We start from the raw sequence: 16,458 nt of genomic DNA, 5'->3' as shown, positions 1-16,458 counted from the left end.
CCGCCGGACCGGGTTCAGGCCAGGTCCACGACCACCTTCACGTCGTCCTCGCCCTTCTCGAACGCCTCGGTGAAGCGCTCCAGCGGCACGCGGCGGGTGATCAGGCCGTTCAGCCACGCCGCCGGCGCGTCGGCCAGCGCGTCGGCCGCCGCCCGGTAGTCCGGCAGGCCCGCGTTGACGGTGCCGACCAGCGCCTTGTTGCCCAGCACCACCTCGTCGAACACGTGCGGGTCCAGCGGCACGGGGTCGTGCTCGCCCGCGATGCCCGCCAGCACGGTGACCGAGGCGCGGCGGGCGCACTCCCACACCAGCGGGGCCACGCCGGTGCACTCGACCGCCACGTCCACGTCCACGCCGACCCGGTCGACGTCGGGGTGGTAGGTGGCGCCCAGGGCGGTGACGAGGTCGGGCTTGCGGCCGTCGGTGACGCGGTCCACCACGTGCACGTCGAGCCCCCGCTGCACGCCGAGCAGCGCGGCGAGCAGGCCGATCGGGCCGGCGCCGGTGATCAGCGCGGTGCGGACCGGCAGGTGGGTGCGCGCGGCGGCGGCCTCCGCCTGCGCCCACGCCTTGGCCACCACGGACGCCGGTTCGGTGAGGACGCCCGCGTCACCGAGCCCGGCGTCGAGCGCGATCGCGAACTTCGGCGGCACGGTCCAGCGCTGCGCGCCGTAGCCGTCCAGCTCCTTGATGCCGCGCTCGGTGTAGCGGCCGTTGCGGCAGAAGTCCCAGGCGTCCACCGCGCACGCCGGGCACGGCTCGGGGTCGGGCCGCCGCACCACGCCCACCACCAGGTCGCCGGGCGCGAAGTCCGGCGTCGGGCTGCTGATCACCCGGCCGAGCGACTCGTGGAACGGCACCATCCGGTCCCGGCCGGGCGGCAGCGTGCCGAAGCCGTCGCGGACGATCTCCACGTCCGTGCCGCACACGCCCGCCAGCAGGCCCTCGACGAGCAGGTCGCCCGCCGCCTCCGGTTCCGGCCGGTCGACGACCCGCGACTCGTCGGGCTCGCCCGGCACGACCTCCGCCGCCCTCACGCGACGCCACCGCGGTCGCGCTCCTCGCGGGTGTGCCCGCCGAACAGCACGGCCGCGCTGTTGACCAGCGCCAGGTGGCTGAACGCCTGCGGGAAGTTCCCGGTCATCCGCCCCGACGAGGAGTCGTACTCCTCGGCCAGCAGCCCCACGTCGTTCGCCAACCCCACCAAGCGGTCGAACATCGCCTGCGCCTCCTCGCGCCGCCCGGCCAACGCGAGCGCGTCGACGTACCAGAACGAGCACGCCAGGAAGCTTCCCTCGACACCCGCCAGGCCGTCCACTTCGGACTCACCCGGTCCGGTCTCGTACCGGTCCACGAGGTCGCCGCGCTTGAGCACCCGCGCCACCGCCTCCAGCGTGCCGAGCACCCTCGGGTCGTCGCCGGGCAGGAACCCGACGGCCGGGATCAGCAGCGTCGCCGCGTCCAGCTCCGTGCCGCCGTAGTACTGGGTGAACGAGCCCAGCGAGGCGTTCCAGCCCTTGGCCAGCACCTCGTCGCGGACCTCGTCGCGCAGCTCCCGCCACCGGTCCACCGGACCCGGCAGGCCGAACTCCTCGACCGCCCGCACGGCCCGGTCGAACGCCACCCACAGCATCACCCGCGAGTGGGTGAAGTGCCGGTCCGGCCCGCGCACCTCCCACAGCCCCTTGTCGGGCATCTGCCACACCGTCTCCAGGTGCCGCATCATGCCGCGCTGCATGGCCCACGAGTCCGGCGTCTCGCCCAGCCCGCGCTCGCGCGCCAGGTGCAGGGCGTCCATGACCTCGCCGTACACGTCGAGCTGGAGCTGCCGGTACGCGGCGTTGCCGATCCGCACGGGCCGCGCGCCCTGGTACCCGGACAGCCAGTCGACCTCCCACTCGACGAGGTGCCGCTCACCGCCGAGGCCGTACATGATCTGGAGGTCCGCCGGGTCGCCCGCCACGGCGCGCAGCAGCCACTTGCGCCACGCCAGCGCCTCGTCGGTGCAGCCGAAGTTGTCCAGCGCGAGCAGCGTGAACGTGGCGTCGCGCAGCCAGCAGTACCGGTAGTCCCAGTTCCGCTCGCCGCCGAGCGTCTCGGGCAGCGACGTGGTCGGCGCGGCCACGATCCCGCCGGTCGGCGCGTACGACAGGCCCTTCAGCGTGATCAGCGACCGGCGCACGGCGTCCGCGTGCGGCCCGTCGTAGGCGATGCGCGAGGACCAGTCCAGCCAGAACGCCTCGGACCGCGCGACCTCGGCGACCGGGTCGACCGGCGCGGGCGGCTCGTCCGGCGAGTAGGCGAACTCCATCACCCACGACAGCCGCTCGCCGGCGGAGACCGTGAACACGGCCTCGTGGGCGCGCACCCCCGGCACCCGGTACGGCAGGCGGTCGCCGTACAGCGCCACGGCGGACGGCCCGGCGAGCGCGACGACGCACTCCTGCCCGTCCCGCTCGCCGCGCCGCACCCACGGCACCGAGTCGCCGTACGCGAACCGCAGCACCCACCGGAACGTCATCTCGACCTGCCCGGACACGCCCTCCAGCACGCGCACGACACGCGTGTCGGCGTCCCAGTGGTCCTGCTCGGGCGGCATCGTGTCGATCAGCCTGACCACGCCGTCGACCGTCTCGAACACCGTCTCCAGCACGAGGCTGCCGTCGCGGTAGGACCGCGTCACCGACCGGACCTCGCCCGTCGGCGCGATCCGCCAGTGGCCGTCGTCCTCCGTGCCCAGCAGCCGCGAGAAGCACGACGGCGAGTCGAACCGCGGCATGCACAACCAGTCGATCGACCCGTCGCGCCCCACCAGGGCGGCGGTCCGCAGGTCCGACAGCAGCGCGTAGTCCTCGATCAGCCCAGGTCCCGTGTCCGTCACGCCGCCGAGGTTACGGTCACCCGTTTGAGCGCGCTCGGTGCTGCGCACCCCACCCCCATGACCCCGTTAGGCGTGACGCCGACGATCGCGGCGCTGCTGGCCACCGCGCTGACCGTCCCCGGTCCACCGGCCACCTACGCGCCGGCCGACAAACTCGGCTTCGGCACGGCCCGCCAGGCCGCGAGCCCGGTGTGGTTCACCCTCGGCCGCACGGGCCTCACCGAGGTCTTCTACCCCGACCTGAGCACGCCGGCGACGCGCGACCTGAAGCTGGTGGTGGACGGGCGGGAGGCGGCCGACCCGCGCACCGAACCCGTCGGCAGGCTGCGCTTCCGGCAGGTCTTCCGGGGCGAGGGGTGGCGGGCGTCGTTCACCTGGACCACCGACCCGGGCCGGGCAGCGGTGCTGGCGGACGTGGAGCTGCACGCCGACCGGCCCGTCACCGCGCAGGTCGTGTTCGACCCGAACCTGTCGCGCGACGGCGACGACGACTCGGCCGTGGACCAGCCGGACGCGCTGGTCGCCCGGGACGCGAGCACCGCGAGCGCCCTGGTGGCCGAGGAGGGCATCACCCCGCGCGGGTCCACCACCGGCAACGTCGTCCAGACCGGCGACCTGCGCGTCGACGGCGTCCGCGACCGGCGCACCACCCTGTCCCTGGGGTTCGGGACCACGCCGCGGGAGGCGCTGGGCACCGCCCGGTCGTCCCTGGCGGAGGGCTTCGCCCGGCACGCCCGCCGCTACGACCGGGGCTGGGAGGACCACCTCCGGTCCCTGGCGCGGCCGAGGTCCGCCGACCGTGCGCTCTACGACGCGTCGGTGCTCGTGCTCGCCGCCACCGAGGACAAGCGCAACCCCGGCGCGTTCGTCGCCTCCCCCGGCTTCCCGTGGGCGTTCGGCTTCGACCGGGGGATCGCGCCCGAGTTCGGCTCCTACGCGCTGGTCTGGCCGCGCGACCAGTACCAGGTGGCGAGCGCGCTGCTCGCCGCCGGCGACCGCGCCGCCGCCGACCGCGCCCTCGACTTCATGCTGCGGGTCCAGCAGCAGCCCGACGGCCACCTCCCGCAGAACACCCGCGTCACCGGCGAGCCCTACTGGACGAACGTGCAGCAGGACGAGCAGGCCGCGCCGATGCTGCTGGCCCACCTGCTCGGCCGCACCGACCGGTCCACACTGGACGGACTGGTGAGGGCGGCGGAGTTCATGGTGTCCCAACCGGACGCCCCGTTCACGCAGCAGGAGCGCTGGGAGAACCAGAGCGGCTACTCGCCCGGCACGATCGCCGCCGAGATCGCCGGCCTGGTGTGCCTGGCCGACCTGCTCCGGCGGGCGGGCGACCCGCGCGCCGCGCGGTACCTCGCCATCGCCGACGAGTGGGAGCGCCGCGTGGAGGAGTGGACGGTGACGCGCACCGGGCCGTTCTCCGCGAAGCCCTACTACCTGCGTCTCACCAAGGACGGCGAGCCCGACGCGGGCACCACCTACAACCCCGGCGACAACCACCCGGTGGAGATCGACCAGCGGGCCGCCGTGGACCCGAGCTTCCTCGAACTGGTGCGCCTCGGCGTCCGCCCGCACGACGACCCGGTCGTGCGCGACACCGTGCGGGTCGTCGACGAGCAGCTGAAGGAGGGCCGCTTCTGGCACCGCTACAACGGTGACGGGTACGGCGAGCGCGCCGACGGCGGCCTGTGGAACATCCATTCGGACGGCACCCGCACGTACGGCCGCACGTGGCCGATCTTCGCGGGCGAGCGCGGCGAGTACGAGCTGCTCGCGGGCGACCACCGCGCGGCCCGGGGCCGCCTCGCCGACATGGCCACCGCCGCGAACGCCGGCCGGATGCTGCCCGAGCAGGTGTGGCGCGGGCGTGGCACGACGTCGGCCACGCCGCTGGCCTGGACGCACGCCCAGTACGTGCGGCTGGCGTGGTCGATCGACGCGGGCGCGCCGGTCGAGCGGCCGGCCGTCGTGGCGTGCCGCTACGCGGGCTGCCGCTGAGCGGGACCGGCGGGAGCGGACCTCGCGGGTGACGCCGATCCGCTACGTTCAGCCCATGCGCCGTGTCGTGCCGCTGCTCGCCGCCCTGGCCCTGCTCACGGGCTGCTCCGAGACCACGGGCGGTTCCGGGACCGCCGGCGACCCGACCCCGACGACCGCCTCGGGCCCGGCCGTCCCCACTTCGGCCGCCCCGACCTCCGGGTCGAGCGCCGGGAAGCCGGCCGACCGGCCGAAGGCGATCGACCTCGGGAAGTCCGACCCGTGCGCGCTGCTGACCGAGGCGCAGCGCGCCGCGTTCGGCCTCGACCGCCCACCGCGGGCGAGCACGTCCAGCGTCTACCAGTCGCCGACCTGCGACTTCCTGCGCGAGGACCGGAAGTACGGCGTGCGCGTCACCGCCGTCACGACCACCGGCATCGCCTGGTACACCGACGGCAGCTTCGACGTGGAGGCGCAGGAGCTCCAGGTCGCGGGCTTCCCCGCCGTGCTCGGCAGCTCGCCGGAGGACCCCCAGACCTGCTACCTGGGGGTGGACGTCTCCGACGGGCAGATGGCCGACGTCCAGGTCGCGAGCTTCGAGGGCACGCCCCAGGAGGAGCTGTGCCGGCTCGCGCCGCAGGTCGCCGGGGCCGTCGTCGAGACGCTCGTGAACGGGTAGAACTACTCCCTTCGGAGGCGGAACCGCGTACCGGCGTCACGCATCAGAGCTAGAGTCGTCCCGAATGCACACGGTGGGGTGTGTGCTGCACTGAGGAGGGTGAGTCGTGTTCATCGCGGATGGTGGTGGCGGGGGTTCGACGCAGTCGCTCCCGGACTACAGCGGGACGCAGCAGAAGCTGAGCATCCAGCCCTCGGCGATCCCGGAAGCCCGCAAGGTGTTCACGGACGCGCTGGACCGCCTCGACGCCCAGCTGCAGGACGCCAAGCCGGCGCTGCGCGCGCGTCGCTGGGCGGGCGACCCGGTGAGCCAGGAGACGGCGGACAAGTTCAACCAGGACACCTTCGAGGCGGGCGACTCGGCCGCGCTGACCGCGATCCTGGCCTACCGCGAGCAGCTCCGGGGCGTCGTGGACCAGCTGACCGCCATCGAGGCCGACTACCGCCGCGTCGAGGGCGACAACACCGCGTCCTGGGGACGCGTCGAGAACCAGTGAACACCGTGACCAACGCACCCGAGGGGAGCGAGCACCATGGGTGACCACCGCTGGCGCGGTTACGCGCACCCCGAGCTGTACAACATGATCAACTCCGGTCCGGGCGTGGCGGCCTCCCGTCCCGTCGAGGACAAGTGGAAGGCGCTGTCCGAGGCGCTCGGCGAGATCGACACGTCGATCCACCAGGGCCTGGAGAAGCTCGGCGCGAGCTGGGAGGGCTCCAGCGCGACCGAGACCCGGGCGGCCCTGTCGCCGCTGGGCGAGTGGGCCACCGACGCGCAGCGCGGCTCCGACGTGATGAAGACGTCCGCGCAGCTCCAGGGCGAGTACATCGCGGACGCCCGCAAGGAGATGCCGGAGCCCGTCCCGGTGACCACCGAGGCCCCGTCCACCGGGGACAAGGTCCTCGGCGCGCTGACCGGCCCGATCGGGATGATGCACGTCATCCAGCAGCAGCAGGACCACGAGCGGCAGGAAGCGGCGCAGGACAACGCCGAGGCCAAGGCCGTCGAGGTGATGAACAACTACCAGTCCAACAGCGAGTGGAACAGCGGCACGCTGGGCGAGTTCGTGCCGCCGCCGAAGGTCGTCATCGACACGCCGCCGCCGGCGGGCGCGGGCGAGTTCAACAGCTCCGGCGCCGGGTACCGCAGCACGCCGACGTGGACGCCGCCCGAGCAGGGCGGCGGCACCACGCACGCGTCGTGGGCGCCGCCGTCGACCGGCACCCCCGTCGCGCCGGTCAACCCGGTCCCGGGCCAGCCGCCCACGGGTGGCACCACCAACCCGTCCTGGGCGAACCCGACGCCGAACCCCGTGCCGACGCCGCCGCCGTCGCTGCCCACCCCGCCGCCCGCCGTCAAGCCGCCCGTCGGCGGCCCGTTGCCGCCCGGCTGGACCCCGCCGAAGCCGCCCGGCAACGGTCTCCCGGTCCCGCCCAAGGGGCCTGGTGGCCCCGGCGGTCCGGGTGTCCGGCCCGGCCTGCCGCCCACGGGCGGTCGCCCCGGCCTGCCCGGTCCCGGTGGTCCCGGTGGTCCCGGTGGTCCCGGCGGCGGTCCGCGCCCCGGCCTGCCCGGCGGCCCCGGCCAGTTCCGCGGCATGCCCGGTGGTCCCGGCGGGATGCCCGGTGTCCCGGGCGGTCCGGGCGGCTTCGGTCCCGGCGGTCCCCACGGGCCCGGCGCGGCCGGTCGCCCCGGTGGTCCGGGCATGCCCGGCGGCTTCGGCCCCGGTGGCCCCGGCGGTCCGGCGGGCGGTCGTCCCGGTGCGCCCGGCGCCCCCGGCGCGGGCGGTCGTGGCGCCGGTGTGGCCGGTGGCGTGGCCGGCGGGCAGGGCGCCAACGGCGAGGACGACATCGAGCACAAGGCAGCCGACTACCTGGTCGAGACGAACGACGTGTTCGGCGACGACCGGCTCGTCGCGCCGCCCGTGATCGGGGAAGTGCCCCAGCAGTAGCGTGGTGGTCGAGGTGCACGGGCCCGCGCCGTCCACGGCGCGGGCCCGTGCCCGACTTCGAGGACGGGGATCGCGGTGACCTTTTTCGGGGGGGCGGCGGAGCGGGAGCCGATCACGCTCTCCGCCGAGGAGTTCGACGTGCTCTGGGAGCGCCTGGACCTGGGGCAGATGCCGCTGGTCGTCAAGGTGCCCTCGCCGGGGAAGACGCACGCGGAGCGGGCCGACCTGGAGCGGCGTGCGTGGGACGGCATCGCCGCGCGGGGCCTCGGCGGACCTCGGGGCCTGGCCCCGGAACTGGACTACCTGCTGCGGCTGCTCTCCCGCCCGGAGCGCGAGGTCGACGGCCGGGTGTGGATCGGCAGGAGCGTGCGCCTGCTGGCCGCGGCGAACGGCGACCACGGCGTGCTCGCCACGCTGACCGACTCGCGGCTCACCCTGCGGCACGCCGCGGGTTCCGGCCTGCCGGCCGCCGTGCTGGGCGCGCTGCCCGCGCACCCCGCCGGGTCCGGCCACTCGGTCACCATGCCCAGCGCCGACCTCGAAGCGGCCGTGAAGAAGTCCGACGGCTCGCCCAAGTCGCTGGAGAACTCGCTGCGCGAGCACGGCGTGCGCCAGGAGGACGCGACGACCCTGGTGAAGATGTTCACCGGTCTCGTGCACACCGGGAACTTCGGCGCGGCGGCCCGGGACAAGTACGGCAAGCGCTGCCGGCCCGACCGCGTGGTCGCGTTCTTCGACACCGAGGACGGCCGCTACCTCCAGCAGCGGCGGGCCTCCAGCGGGTCCGAGCCGTGGTCGACGTTCACCCCCACCGACTCGCGCCGGCTCGCGCACCAGGTGGAAGAACTGCTCGGGGAAGCCGTGCGGGCCGCGAAGCAGCCCTGACCCCCGGCGCTAGCCTGGGCGGCGTGCCGTCCAAGCCCGTAGACCCCCGCGAGGTGCGCGCCGCGGTGGAAGCCGTGCTGCCCTGGCTGACCGGCGAGGCCGATCCGCCGGCCCGCCCGGAGCTGGCCGCCGCGGTGCGCCTCACCCTGCGGACCCTGGAGCGCGCCGCCCCGGGCCGCAGCGTGGAGGTGCGCGTGCCCCCGTTCGCCGCCGTGCAGTGCGTGGAAGGGCCCCGGCACACCCGCGGCACCCCGCCCAACGTGGTCGAGACGGACCCCCGGACCTGGCTGGAACTGGCCGTGGGCCGTCTGTCCTGGGTGGACGCGCTCGCCGGCGCGAAGGTCAACGCCTCCGGCAGCAGGGCAGACCTCTCGAACCTCCTCCCGCTGCTGCGCTTCTAGCTAAGCTCGGTCGGGTGAAGGCGCTGAAGGCGTGTGTCGCCGTCCTCGCGGTGGGTTCCCTGCTCGTCGGCTGCGGCAGCGAGTGGGAGGACGACGTCCGGTTCAAGGTCATCGAGATCTCGCCCCGGACGAACCTCACCAGGACCGAGACGATCGGCAACCACTTCCGCCTCGAACTCGACCAGGAGAAGCCCGACTCCGTCGCGCCGTTCTCCCACGCGGCGGTCACCGACGAGCAGGTCCCCGAGGGGACCGAGGTCGGTGACGTGCTGATGTGCAAGGTGCGGCAGTGGGACGAGAACAGCTTCGACGGTGTCGGTCTCCAAACCGACACCGGTCCCTGCCGCACCCCCTAGAACCACGAACCGACGGTCTTGTCCCACGCGCTGCCGACGCCCTCGACGGCGTCGCGCCCGAACTCGACCACGTCGCCGACCCCGCCGACCACCACGTCGAGACCGTCGCTGACGATCTCCTTGCCGGTGTCGAGCAGACCGGTGCCCGCCTCGGACCAGTTGCCGTTCCACGCCTCGCGGCCGGCGTTGTAGAGCCCGGTCCCGGCGTCCCCGACCAGGTCCGCCGCGCCCGCCACCGTGCCGCTGACCACGTCCACCACCGGTCCGACGACCGGGATGTGCGAACCGGGCAGCGAGGGGCCGAGCGGGTCGTCGTACCACTTCTGCCCGGTCACCGAGCCGCCGTCGCCGGTCGCGATGCGCGCCAGGTTCTGCACCGACTCGGTGCCCTCGTCGTAGTAGGCCGAGTGCGCGTGGCCGATCATCGACGAGTCGGTCGTGCCGAACACCTTCGCGCCGAACCGGTCGTCGTACGGGCCGATCGACGACCCGTCCTCGGTGAACCAGCTGTTGCTGGTGCCCTGGACCACCGGGTCGTGCTCGGTCGCGCCCACGTACACGTGGCCGGGGCCCACCGAGAGCTGGTCGACGTTCGACGCGCCCACACCCGGCGAGCCGATGAACGCGATGTCGTCTGCGGCCAGGCCGTTCATGCCCGCGTAGCCGACCGTCGTGGAGCCGTAGGAGTGGCCGATCACCGTCAGGTGCTGGCGGTTGCCCGCCGCCTCGGCGGCGGCCCGGTAGCCGTTCACGTCGGCCACCAGGTTCGCGCCGCCCTCGCGCGCCTGCGCGGGGTTGTCGACCTCGCCGATCGCCCAGCCCGGCGCGTCGTAGCCGAGCCACTGGATCGTGGCGTTGCCGTTCGGACCCATCTGCTCGCGCAGGTTCGCCGCCTGGTCCAGGCCGAAGCTGCCCATGTCCGACCCCGTGCCCGGGACGCACACGGCCAGGTTGCCCGCGGTGTCCGGATCGCCGAACGCGACCGCGATGCCGCCGTCGCCGCGCGGGCCGTACGGGTCGTAGGCGAGGACGCGGACGTCGCTCTCCTGCCAGCCCTTCTGCTTCGCGAGACCCTCGGCCTGCTCGACGCTGCCCTGGGCCTTCTGCGCGTTCTCGGCCTTGGTCGACGCCTCCTGCCACTGGTCGCGCAGGGAGGCGTACCGCGGATCGTTGAGCAGCCTGGTCATGTCACCGGAGTCGTCCGGGTCGAGGCCCAGCTCCCGCGCCCGCTCCTGCATCTGCGCGTCGAGCTGGTCGCGCTGTGCCCCGAACCGCTGGACGTCGTCGTCGATGCGCATCCGGTTGGCCTGGTCCAGGACACCGGACGGGAGGCCGCGGAGCTGTCCCAACTCCTGGAACTTCGTCCGCAGCAGCTCGTCCTGCTGCTCCTTGGTCAGCGACTTCCACCAGGCCGCGACCTGCTTCGGGTCGGTCCCCGGGCCCGGCACGGCGGCCGTGGTGCGCATGGTCGCGACGGCGGTGCCCCAGCCCGCGTCCCTGCCCGCCGTCTCCTCGAACCCCGGGCGCACCTTGGCCAGGGCGCCCGCGTAGCTGCGCAGGACGTTCTCGTAGCCGGACTTGACGTTGTCGAGCTGCGCGTTGACCCGGTTGGCCAGGTCGCGGGTCTGCGCCTCGTCCAGGGCGGGCGAGCGGCCGCGCCAGAAGTCGATCAGCTGGTCGGCGCTGCCGCGCATCTGGGCGTACGCGCGCGACGCGGCCTGAACGATGTCCGAACCGGCGGCGAGGCGCTCGCCCGCGACGGCCGCGGCCTTCGTGGACAGCTCGGCCCGCGCGCGGAACCGGTCGGCGGAACCGCCCTGCCACGCCGAGCCGGCCGTGGAACCGCCCGCTGTCACGGAGTCGCCCGCGCGGCCGACCGCGCTGCGCGCGCCGGTGATGGGGTCGGCCGCCGCGGCGACGCGCCCGGCGTCACCGCTCGCCAGCCGCCCGTACAGGACCTCGGGATCGGTGTAGCTCACGCCATGCCCCCCTCGATGCCGCGGAACGAGGCGTTCGAGTCGTCGTCCGCGCGCTGGTAGGAGTCGGCGTTCTCGTTGAGGCCGTCGCCCGCGTCGCGGTACCAGGCGCTGCCCCGGCGCAGGTCGTCCGACTGCTCGCCGGCCCACCTGGCCAGCGCGTCCACGAACTCGGCGGCGGCGGGCACCCGGCCCAGCGCGTCCGCCTCCAGCCTGAGCATGGAGATCAGCTCAGCACCGTCGCCCGTCGCGTCCGCACCCTCGTGGAACTGCTTGGACGCCGCGCGCAACGTCTCCGGTTGCACACCGAACACGGTTCCCCACCCTTCGTGCCGCCAGCCGCTGGAAGTGCGACGCACCGTCATCTTCGCCGGTTCCCGCCGAGCACGGGGCCAGGCGGGTGAATCCGGAACCCACGTGTCTCCCCTGGTCGAATCACTCGATCGTGATCTTGCCCACGTCGAACATCCGTTCGACCATGGGAACATGGCCCGACCCAAGCACCGTCGCAGCACCTCCTTCCGCACGTTCCGCCTGGAAATGCGCTTCCTGCTGGCGCACGCCTTCTACCTGCTCTGCCCGTCGACCGGAGGTCGGCACCGGGCGCCGTCGCGCACGGTTCTGCTCGGCCGAGCGTTGCGTGTGCGCATCACCCGATTGGCCCCGTTCGCTACCTCGAACCGAAGGCGACCCGCGCACCGGCCGGCGTTGGCGTGGTCGGGAGGTCGGACCGTGGGAGCCGGCTAGCGGCTACGCGAGCCCGCAGCTCTTCCCACTCGCCCGGCGCTGTCGAGGCGGCTCGTGGCGCAGCGCGCCCGCACCCCGCGCCGTCCTCATCCCCTCCACGGGCCAGGGACGTCACCGGACGCCGTCACGTCCGGTCCGCTCGGTCCGGCGTTGCGTGCACACAACGCCGGGCCGGTCCGACCCTGCTGCACGACCCCGTCCCCTTCGCGTCGCTCCTCCTCCGCATCGGCGTGAATGTGCGGCTTCGGGCACGGGCGGTCCGGGTGGTGCGGCACGATTGGCCCACCGACGACAGCGGCGGGCGACGGCAAGCGGCAAGCGGCAAGCGGCGACAGAGGCGGGGAGGCGGGACGTGCCCGGAGGTTGGACCACCCAGCGGTGGACCGAGGTGTTCACCGAGCAGGCGGCGATGTTCCGGACGGCGGTCGGCAAGGCCGATCCCGCCGCCGCGGTGCCCAGCTGCCCCGGCTGGACGTTCACGGACCTGACCCTGCACGTCGGGCGGTTCCTGGAGACGTCCCTGGAGTACCTGCGCACCGGGAGCACCGTGCAGCTGCGGCTGCCCCCGCCGCCCGCCGGGGTGGCGCCGCTGGAGTACCTCGACGCGCAGTTGGCGAAGGCCGCCGAGCTGTTGCCGGCGACTCCCGGCAACCGGACCGCCTGGACGTTCTCGCCCGCCGCACCCGACCTGGCGTGGGTGTGGCACCGGCGGATCGCCCACGAGGTCGACCTGCGCCGCTGGGACGCGCAGGCCGCACTGCGCGAACTGGTCGTGGGCGACGCCGACTTCGCGGTGGACGGCATCGACGAGGTGCTGACCACCCTGCTCGCCGCGAAGTACTCGACCGACGTGCCGCCGACCGCCAAGGGCACCGCCCTGGTGCAGCTCACCGATGTTCCCGAGGCGTGGGTGGTGACGTTCACACCGGGCCTGGTGCCGGAGGTGCGCGCGGCGTGGCCGGGGGAGGAGACCGACCTCCGGATCACGGGTGAAGCGCAGCTCGTGCACTACGGGCTGTGGGGCCGGTTGCCGGTCAAGCGCGCCGGAGAGGAGCAGATCTGGTTCGCCCTCAAGATGGATTGAGGGTGCGTTTCATCACGTCACCGGGGTCCTGATGGGCCTGGATGAGCCTCCGTTCGCCGTACACTCGGTGGTGCAGCCCGACCTCGTCGCTAGGGAGCACTCGGTGGTCACCGACCAGTCCGCAACCGGCCGCACCGACCACGAAGCACAGGAAGAGCGCGAACCCCGCGAGGAATGCGGTGTGTTCGGCGTCTGGGCTCCTGGCGAAGAGGTCGCGAAGATGACCTACTACGGCCTGTACGCCCTCCAGCACCGAGGCCAGGAAGCGGCCGGCATCTCGGTCGGCGACGGCAGCCAGGTGGTCGTCTTCAAGGACCTCGGGCTGGTCAGCCAGGTGTTCGACGAGCAGGTGCTGTCCAGCCTGCGCGGCCACGTCGCCGTCGGCCACTGCCGCTACTCGACCACCGGCTCCACCACGTGGGAGAACGCGCAGCCGACGTTCCGCACCACGGCCACCGGCTCCGGCCTGTCGCTCGGCCACAACGGCAACCTCGTGAATACCGCCGAGCTGCTGGTCAAGGCCCGCGAAGCCGGCGTCGACACCAAGCACGGCGCGACCACCGACTCCGACCTCGTGTGCGGCCTGCTCGCCGCCCACGCCGCCGACATCGGCATCGAGCAGGCGGCCCTGGAGCTGCTGCCGACGCTGCGCGGCGCGTTCTGCCTGACGTTCTCCGACGAGTCGACGCTGTACGCGGCCCGGGACCCGCAGGGCGTGCGCCCGCTGGTGCTCGGCCGACTCGAACGCGGCTGGGTCGTGGCGAGCGAGACGGCGGCGCTGGACATCGTGGGCGCGTCCTTCGTCCGCGAGGTCGAGCCGGGCGAGCTGATCGCGATCGACGAGAACGGACTGCGGTCCAGCCGGTTCGCCAACCCCGAGCCCAAGGGCTGCATCTTCGAGTACGTCTACCTGGCCCGCCCGGACACCACGATCGCCGGCCGCTCGGTGCACGCCACGCGCGTCGAGATCGGCCGCCGCCTCGCGCTGGAGCACCCCGTCGAGGCCGACCTGGTCATCCCCGTGCCCGAGTCCGGCACCCCCGCCGCGATCGGCTACGCCCAGGCCAGCGGCATCCCGTACGGCTCGGGCCTGGTGAAGAACGCCTACGTCGGCCGCACGTTCATCCAGCCGTCGCAGACGATCCGCCAGCTCGGCATCCGGCTGAAGCTGAACCCGCTGCGCGACGTGATCCGCGGCAAGCGCCTGGTCGTCGTCGACGATTCGATCGTGCGCGGCAACACGCAGCGCGCGCTGGTCCGCATGCTCCGCGAGGCCGGCGCGCTGGAGGTGCACGTCCGGATCGCGTCGCCGCCCGTGAAGTGGCCGTGCTTCTACGGCATCGACTTCGCCTCGCGCGCCGAGTTGATCGCCAACGGCCTCGACAACGACGGCATCCGCCGGTCGGTCGGCGCCGACAGCCTCGGCTACGTGTCGCTGGAGCAGCTGATCGCCGCCAGCGAGCAGCCGAAGACCCGGCTGTGCACGGCGTGCTTCGACGGCGACTACCCGATCCCGCTGCCCGAGGACGCGCTGATCGGCAAGCACCTCCTGGAGGGCATCCGCGGTGTCTCGGGCTCGGCCGCTCCCGTTCTGACGAACGGGTACGGTGCCGAGGACGCCCTGCGTCGGCCCTGACCGGGTCCGACCGGGCCGACGACCAGCCCACGAGCCGACCGCGGACGTCGCGACGCCGACCCCGCGACACCATGGAGCACAGAGAAGTGACGGACAGCGCCAAGGCGACCTACGCCGCAGCTGGGGTAAGCATCGAAGCCGGCGACGAGGCGGTGGAGAAGCTCAAGCCGTGGGCGGCGAAGGCGCAGCGTCCCGAGGTGCTCGGCGGCATCGGCGGCTTCGCGGGCCTCTTCCAGCTGAAGCTCGACCGCTGGAAGGAGCCGGTGCTGGCCTCCTCGACCGACGGCGTCGGCACGAAGATCGCCGTCGCGCAGGCCATGGACAAGCACAACACGATCGGCATCGACCTGGTCGCGATGGTCGTGGACGACCTCGTGGTGTGCGGCGCCGAACCGCTGTTCATGCAGGACTACATCGCCATCGGCCAGGTCGTGCCGGACAAGATCGCGGCGCTGGTCGAGGGCATCGCGGCGGGCTGCGTGCAGGCCGGGTGCGCCCTGCTGGGCGGCGAGACCGCCGAGCACCCGGGCCTGATGGGCGCGAACGACTACGACATCTCCGGCACGGGCGTCGGCGTGGTCGAGGCGTCGGCGATGCTCGGCCCCGACCGCGTGCGCGCCGGTGACGTCGTGATCGCCATGGGCTCGTCCGGTCTCCACTCCAACGGGTACTCCCTGGCGCGGCACGTGCTGCTGGAGATCGGCCGCATGCCGCTGGAGGGCCACGTCGAGGAGTTCGGCCGCACCCTGGGCGAGGAGATGCTGGAGCCGACCCGCATCTACGCCAAGGACTGCCTGGCCCTGGTCGCCGAGACCGAGGTCCGCACGTTCGCCCACGTCACCGGCGGTGGCCTGGCCGCCAACCTGGCCCGGGTCCTGCCGGAGGGCCTGCGCGCCCACCTGAACCGGAACACCTGGACGCCCGCCCCGGTCTTCGCCCTCATCGCCCAGCGCGGTCGCGTCGAGCGCGAGGAGATGGAGAAGACCTTCAACATGGGCATCGGCATGGTGGCGGTCCTCGCCCCCGAGGACGTCGACCGCGCGCTGGCCGTCCTGACCGCCCGCCACGTGCCCGCCTGGGTGCTGGGCGACGTGGTCCGCGCCGAGGGCGACGAGCCCCGGGCCTCCCTGGTCGGCGACCACCCGCGGTTCTGAACGCGCTCGACCTGCGGTAACGGCGCAACCAGTCTCACGATCGGGTGAACAATGGCCCGAACATGTACGGAAACGCCGTTACCGCCATCGGTTGAAGTGAGCACGGAACGCCGCCAACCCACCCCCGTGCCGTGGCATCCCGGGAATCCCGCGTTCGACCTGGACGAGCCGGTAAACCGGGCGACCCGGCCCCGGTCGACCTCCTAACCTGGACGCATGCCCGAGGACCTGGTCGTGACGCGGACGCTGGTGGTGCCGGCGGCCGAGTTGAGCGAGCGGTTCTCGCGCTCCTCCGGCCCCGGCGGCCAGGGCGTGAACACGGCGGACAGCCGGGTCGAGCTGTCGTTCGACCTGGCGTCGTCGCCGTCGGTGCCCGACCGGCTCAAGGACCGCATGTTCGACCGGTTGGGAAAACGCCTGGTGGACGGCGTGCTCACGGTGGTCGCCAGTGAGCACCGGGCGCAGTTGCAGAACCGCGCCGCGGCGCGGGAGCGGCTCGCGCGCATCCTGCGCGACGCCGCCGCCGCGCCGCCCCCGGCGCGGCGGGCGACCAAGCCGACGAGGGGGTCGCAGGAGCGCCGGATCGCGGAGAAGAAGCGGCGGGCGCGGACCAAGCAGGGACGCGGGCGCGGCGGTAACTGGGACTGATCGCCGGACCAGCGGGCGAAAGCAGTCCGGTGACCCGGGAGCGGTACGGCGCAAGCGTTTGCGACAGCTGTGATCGGCCACCT

The 16,458-nt window shown here is 73.5% G+C and carries 16 protein-coding genes; 11 read left to right on the top strand and 5 right to left on the bottom strand.

What is annotated here, in order from left to right:
- Positions 1-14 precede the first annotated feature (14 nt).
- Complete coding sequence (locus J2S66_RS27505) at positions 15-1,037, bottom strand: alcohol dehydrogenase catalytic domain-containing protein (RefSeq protein ID WP_310310169.1); 1,023 nt, start codon at positions 1,035-1,037, stop codon at positions 15-17.
- Positions 1,034-2,881 (bottom strand): glycoside hydrolase family 15 protein, encoded by a 1,848-nt coding sequence (locus tag J2S66_RS27500; protein ID WP_310310168.1) that lies wholly within the window; start codon positions 2,879-2,881, stop codon positions 1,034-1,036. The genes J2S66_RS27505 and J2S66_RS27500 overlap by 4 nt, the downstream gene beginning before the upstream one ends.
- A gap of 57 nt (positions 2,882-2,938) precedes the next feature.
- Between J2S66_RS27500 and J2S66_RS27495 the strand changes: the two genes are divergently transcribed.
- From J2S66_RS27495 to J2S66_RS27465, 7 genes are all read left to right on the top strand, one after another.
- Positions 2,939-4,882 carry a glycoside hydrolase family 15 protein gene (locus J2S66_RS27495; protein WP_310310167.1) on the top strand — a complete coding sequence of 648 codons (1,944 nt, stop codon included), beginning with the start codon at positions 2,939-2,941 and terminating at the stop codon, positions 4,880-4,882.
- Between the two features lie 55 nt (positions 4,883-4,937).
- Entirely contained in the window at positions 4,938-5,540 is a 603-nt protein-coding gene (locus tag J2S66_RS27490) for a DUF3558 domain-containing protein (RefSeq protein ID WP_310310166.1), read from the top strand.
- Between the two features lie 106 nt (positions 5,541-5,646).
- Positions 5,647-6,036, top strand: a complete 390-nt coding sequence (locus tag J2S66_RS27485) for a transcriptional regulator (protein ID WP_306743904.1) — start codon at positions 5,647-5,649, stop codon at positions 6,034-6,036.
- A 36-nt stretch (positions 6,037-6,072) separates the two neighbouring features.
- Entirely contained in the window at positions 6,073-7,488 is a 1,416-nt protein-coding gene (locus J2S66_RS27480) for a PPE domain-containing protein (RefSeq protein WP_310310165.1), read from the top strand.
- A gap of 75 nt (positions 7,489-7,563) precedes the next feature.
- The gene (locus J2S66_RS27475) at positions 7,564-8,373 is read left to right on the top strand and encodes an ESX secretion-associated protein EspG (RefSeq protein ID WP_310310164.1); all 810 of its coding nucleotides are present in this window, start codon (positions 7,564-7,566) and stop codon (positions 8,371-8,373) included.
- Between the two features lie 23 nt (positions 8,374-8,396).
- Complete coding sequence (locus J2S66_RS27470) at positions 8,397-8,774, top strand: sterol carrier family protein (RefSeq protein ID WP_310310163.1); 378 nt, start codon at positions 8,397-8,399, stop codon at positions 8,772-8,774.
- A gap of 14 nt (positions 8,775-8,788) precedes the next feature.
- Positions 8,789-9,130: a hypothetical protein gene (locus J2S66_RS27465; RefSeq protein WP_310310162.1), complete on the top strand. Its 342-nt coding sequence runs from the start codon at positions 8,789-8,791 to the stop codon at positions 9,128-9,130.
- Here J2S66_RS27465 and J2S66_RS27460 read toward each other — a convergent pair.
- From J2S66_RS27460 to J2S66_RS27450, 3 genes are all read right to left on the bottom strand, one after another.
- Positions 9,127-11,109, bottom strand: a complete 1,983-nt coding sequence (locus tag J2S66_RS27460; RefSeq protein WP_310310161.1) for an alpha/beta hydrolase — start codon at positions 11,107-11,109, stop codon at positions 9,127-9,129. The genes J2S66_RS27465 and J2S66_RS27460 overlap by 4 nt on opposite strands.
- Positions 11,106-11,420: a DUF2563 family protein gene (locus tag J2S66_RS27455; RefSeq protein ID WP_310310160.1), complete on the bottom strand. Its 315-nt coding sequence runs from the start codon at positions 11,418-11,420 to the stop codon at positions 11,106-11,108. Before J2S66_RS27455 ends, J2S66_RS27460 begins: the two co-directional genes overlap by 4 nt.
- Positions 11,421-11,541: 121 nt before the next feature.
- Positions 11,542-11,667, bottom strand: a complete 126-nt coding sequence (locus tag J2S66_RS27450) for a hypothetical protein (protein WP_310310159.1) — start codon at positions 11,665-11,667, stop codon at positions 11,542-11,544.
- Positions 11,668-12,205: 538 nt separating this feature from the next.
- Between J2S66_RS27450 and J2S66_RS27445 the strand changes: the two genes are divergently transcribed.
- The 4 genes from J2S66_RS27445 (at position 12,206) to arfB (ending at position 16,375) form a co-directional block, all read left to right on the top strand.
- Positions 12,206-12,937: a maleylpyruvate isomerase N-terminal domain-containing protein gene (locus J2S66_RS27445; RefSeq protein WP_310310158.1), complete on the top strand. Its 732-nt coding sequence runs from the start codon at positions 12,206-12,208 to the stop codon at positions 12,935-12,937.
- 103 nt (positions 12,938-13,040) lie between these two features.
- Positions 13,041-14,573, top strand: coding sequence for an amidophosphoribosyltransferase (gene purF / locus J2S66_RS27440; protein ID WP_310310157.1), 1,533 nt, complete (start codon positions 13,041-13,043; stop codon positions 14,571-14,573).
- Between the two features lie 71 nt (positions 14,574-14,644).
- Positions 14,645-15,727 (top strand): phosphoribosylformylglycinamidine cyclo-ligase, encoded by a 1,083-nt coding sequence (gene purM / locus J2S66_RS27435; RefSeq protein ID WP_374726137.1) that lies wholly within the window; start codon positions 14,645-14,647, stop codon positions 15,725-15,727.
- Positions 15,728-15,943: 216 nt separating this feature from the next.
- Positions 15,944-16,375, top strand: a complete 432-nt coding sequence (gene arfB, locus J2S66_RS27430) for an alternative ribosome rescue aminoacyl-tRNA hydrolase ArfB (RefSeq protein WP_310310156.1) — start codon at positions 15,944-15,946, stop codon at positions 16,373-16,375.
- Positions 16,376-16,458 lie beyond the last annotated feature (83 nt).

Origin of the sequence: Saccharothrix longispora, assembly GCF_031455225.1 — a bacterium.
Taxonomy (GTDB): Bacteria; Actinomycetota; Actinomycetes; order Mycobacteriales; family Pseudonocardiaceae; genus Actinosynnema; species Actinosynnema longispora.
The sequence above is the reverse complement of the archived record's forward strand: the minus strand, read 5'-3'. Positions and strand labels throughout refer to the sequence as shown.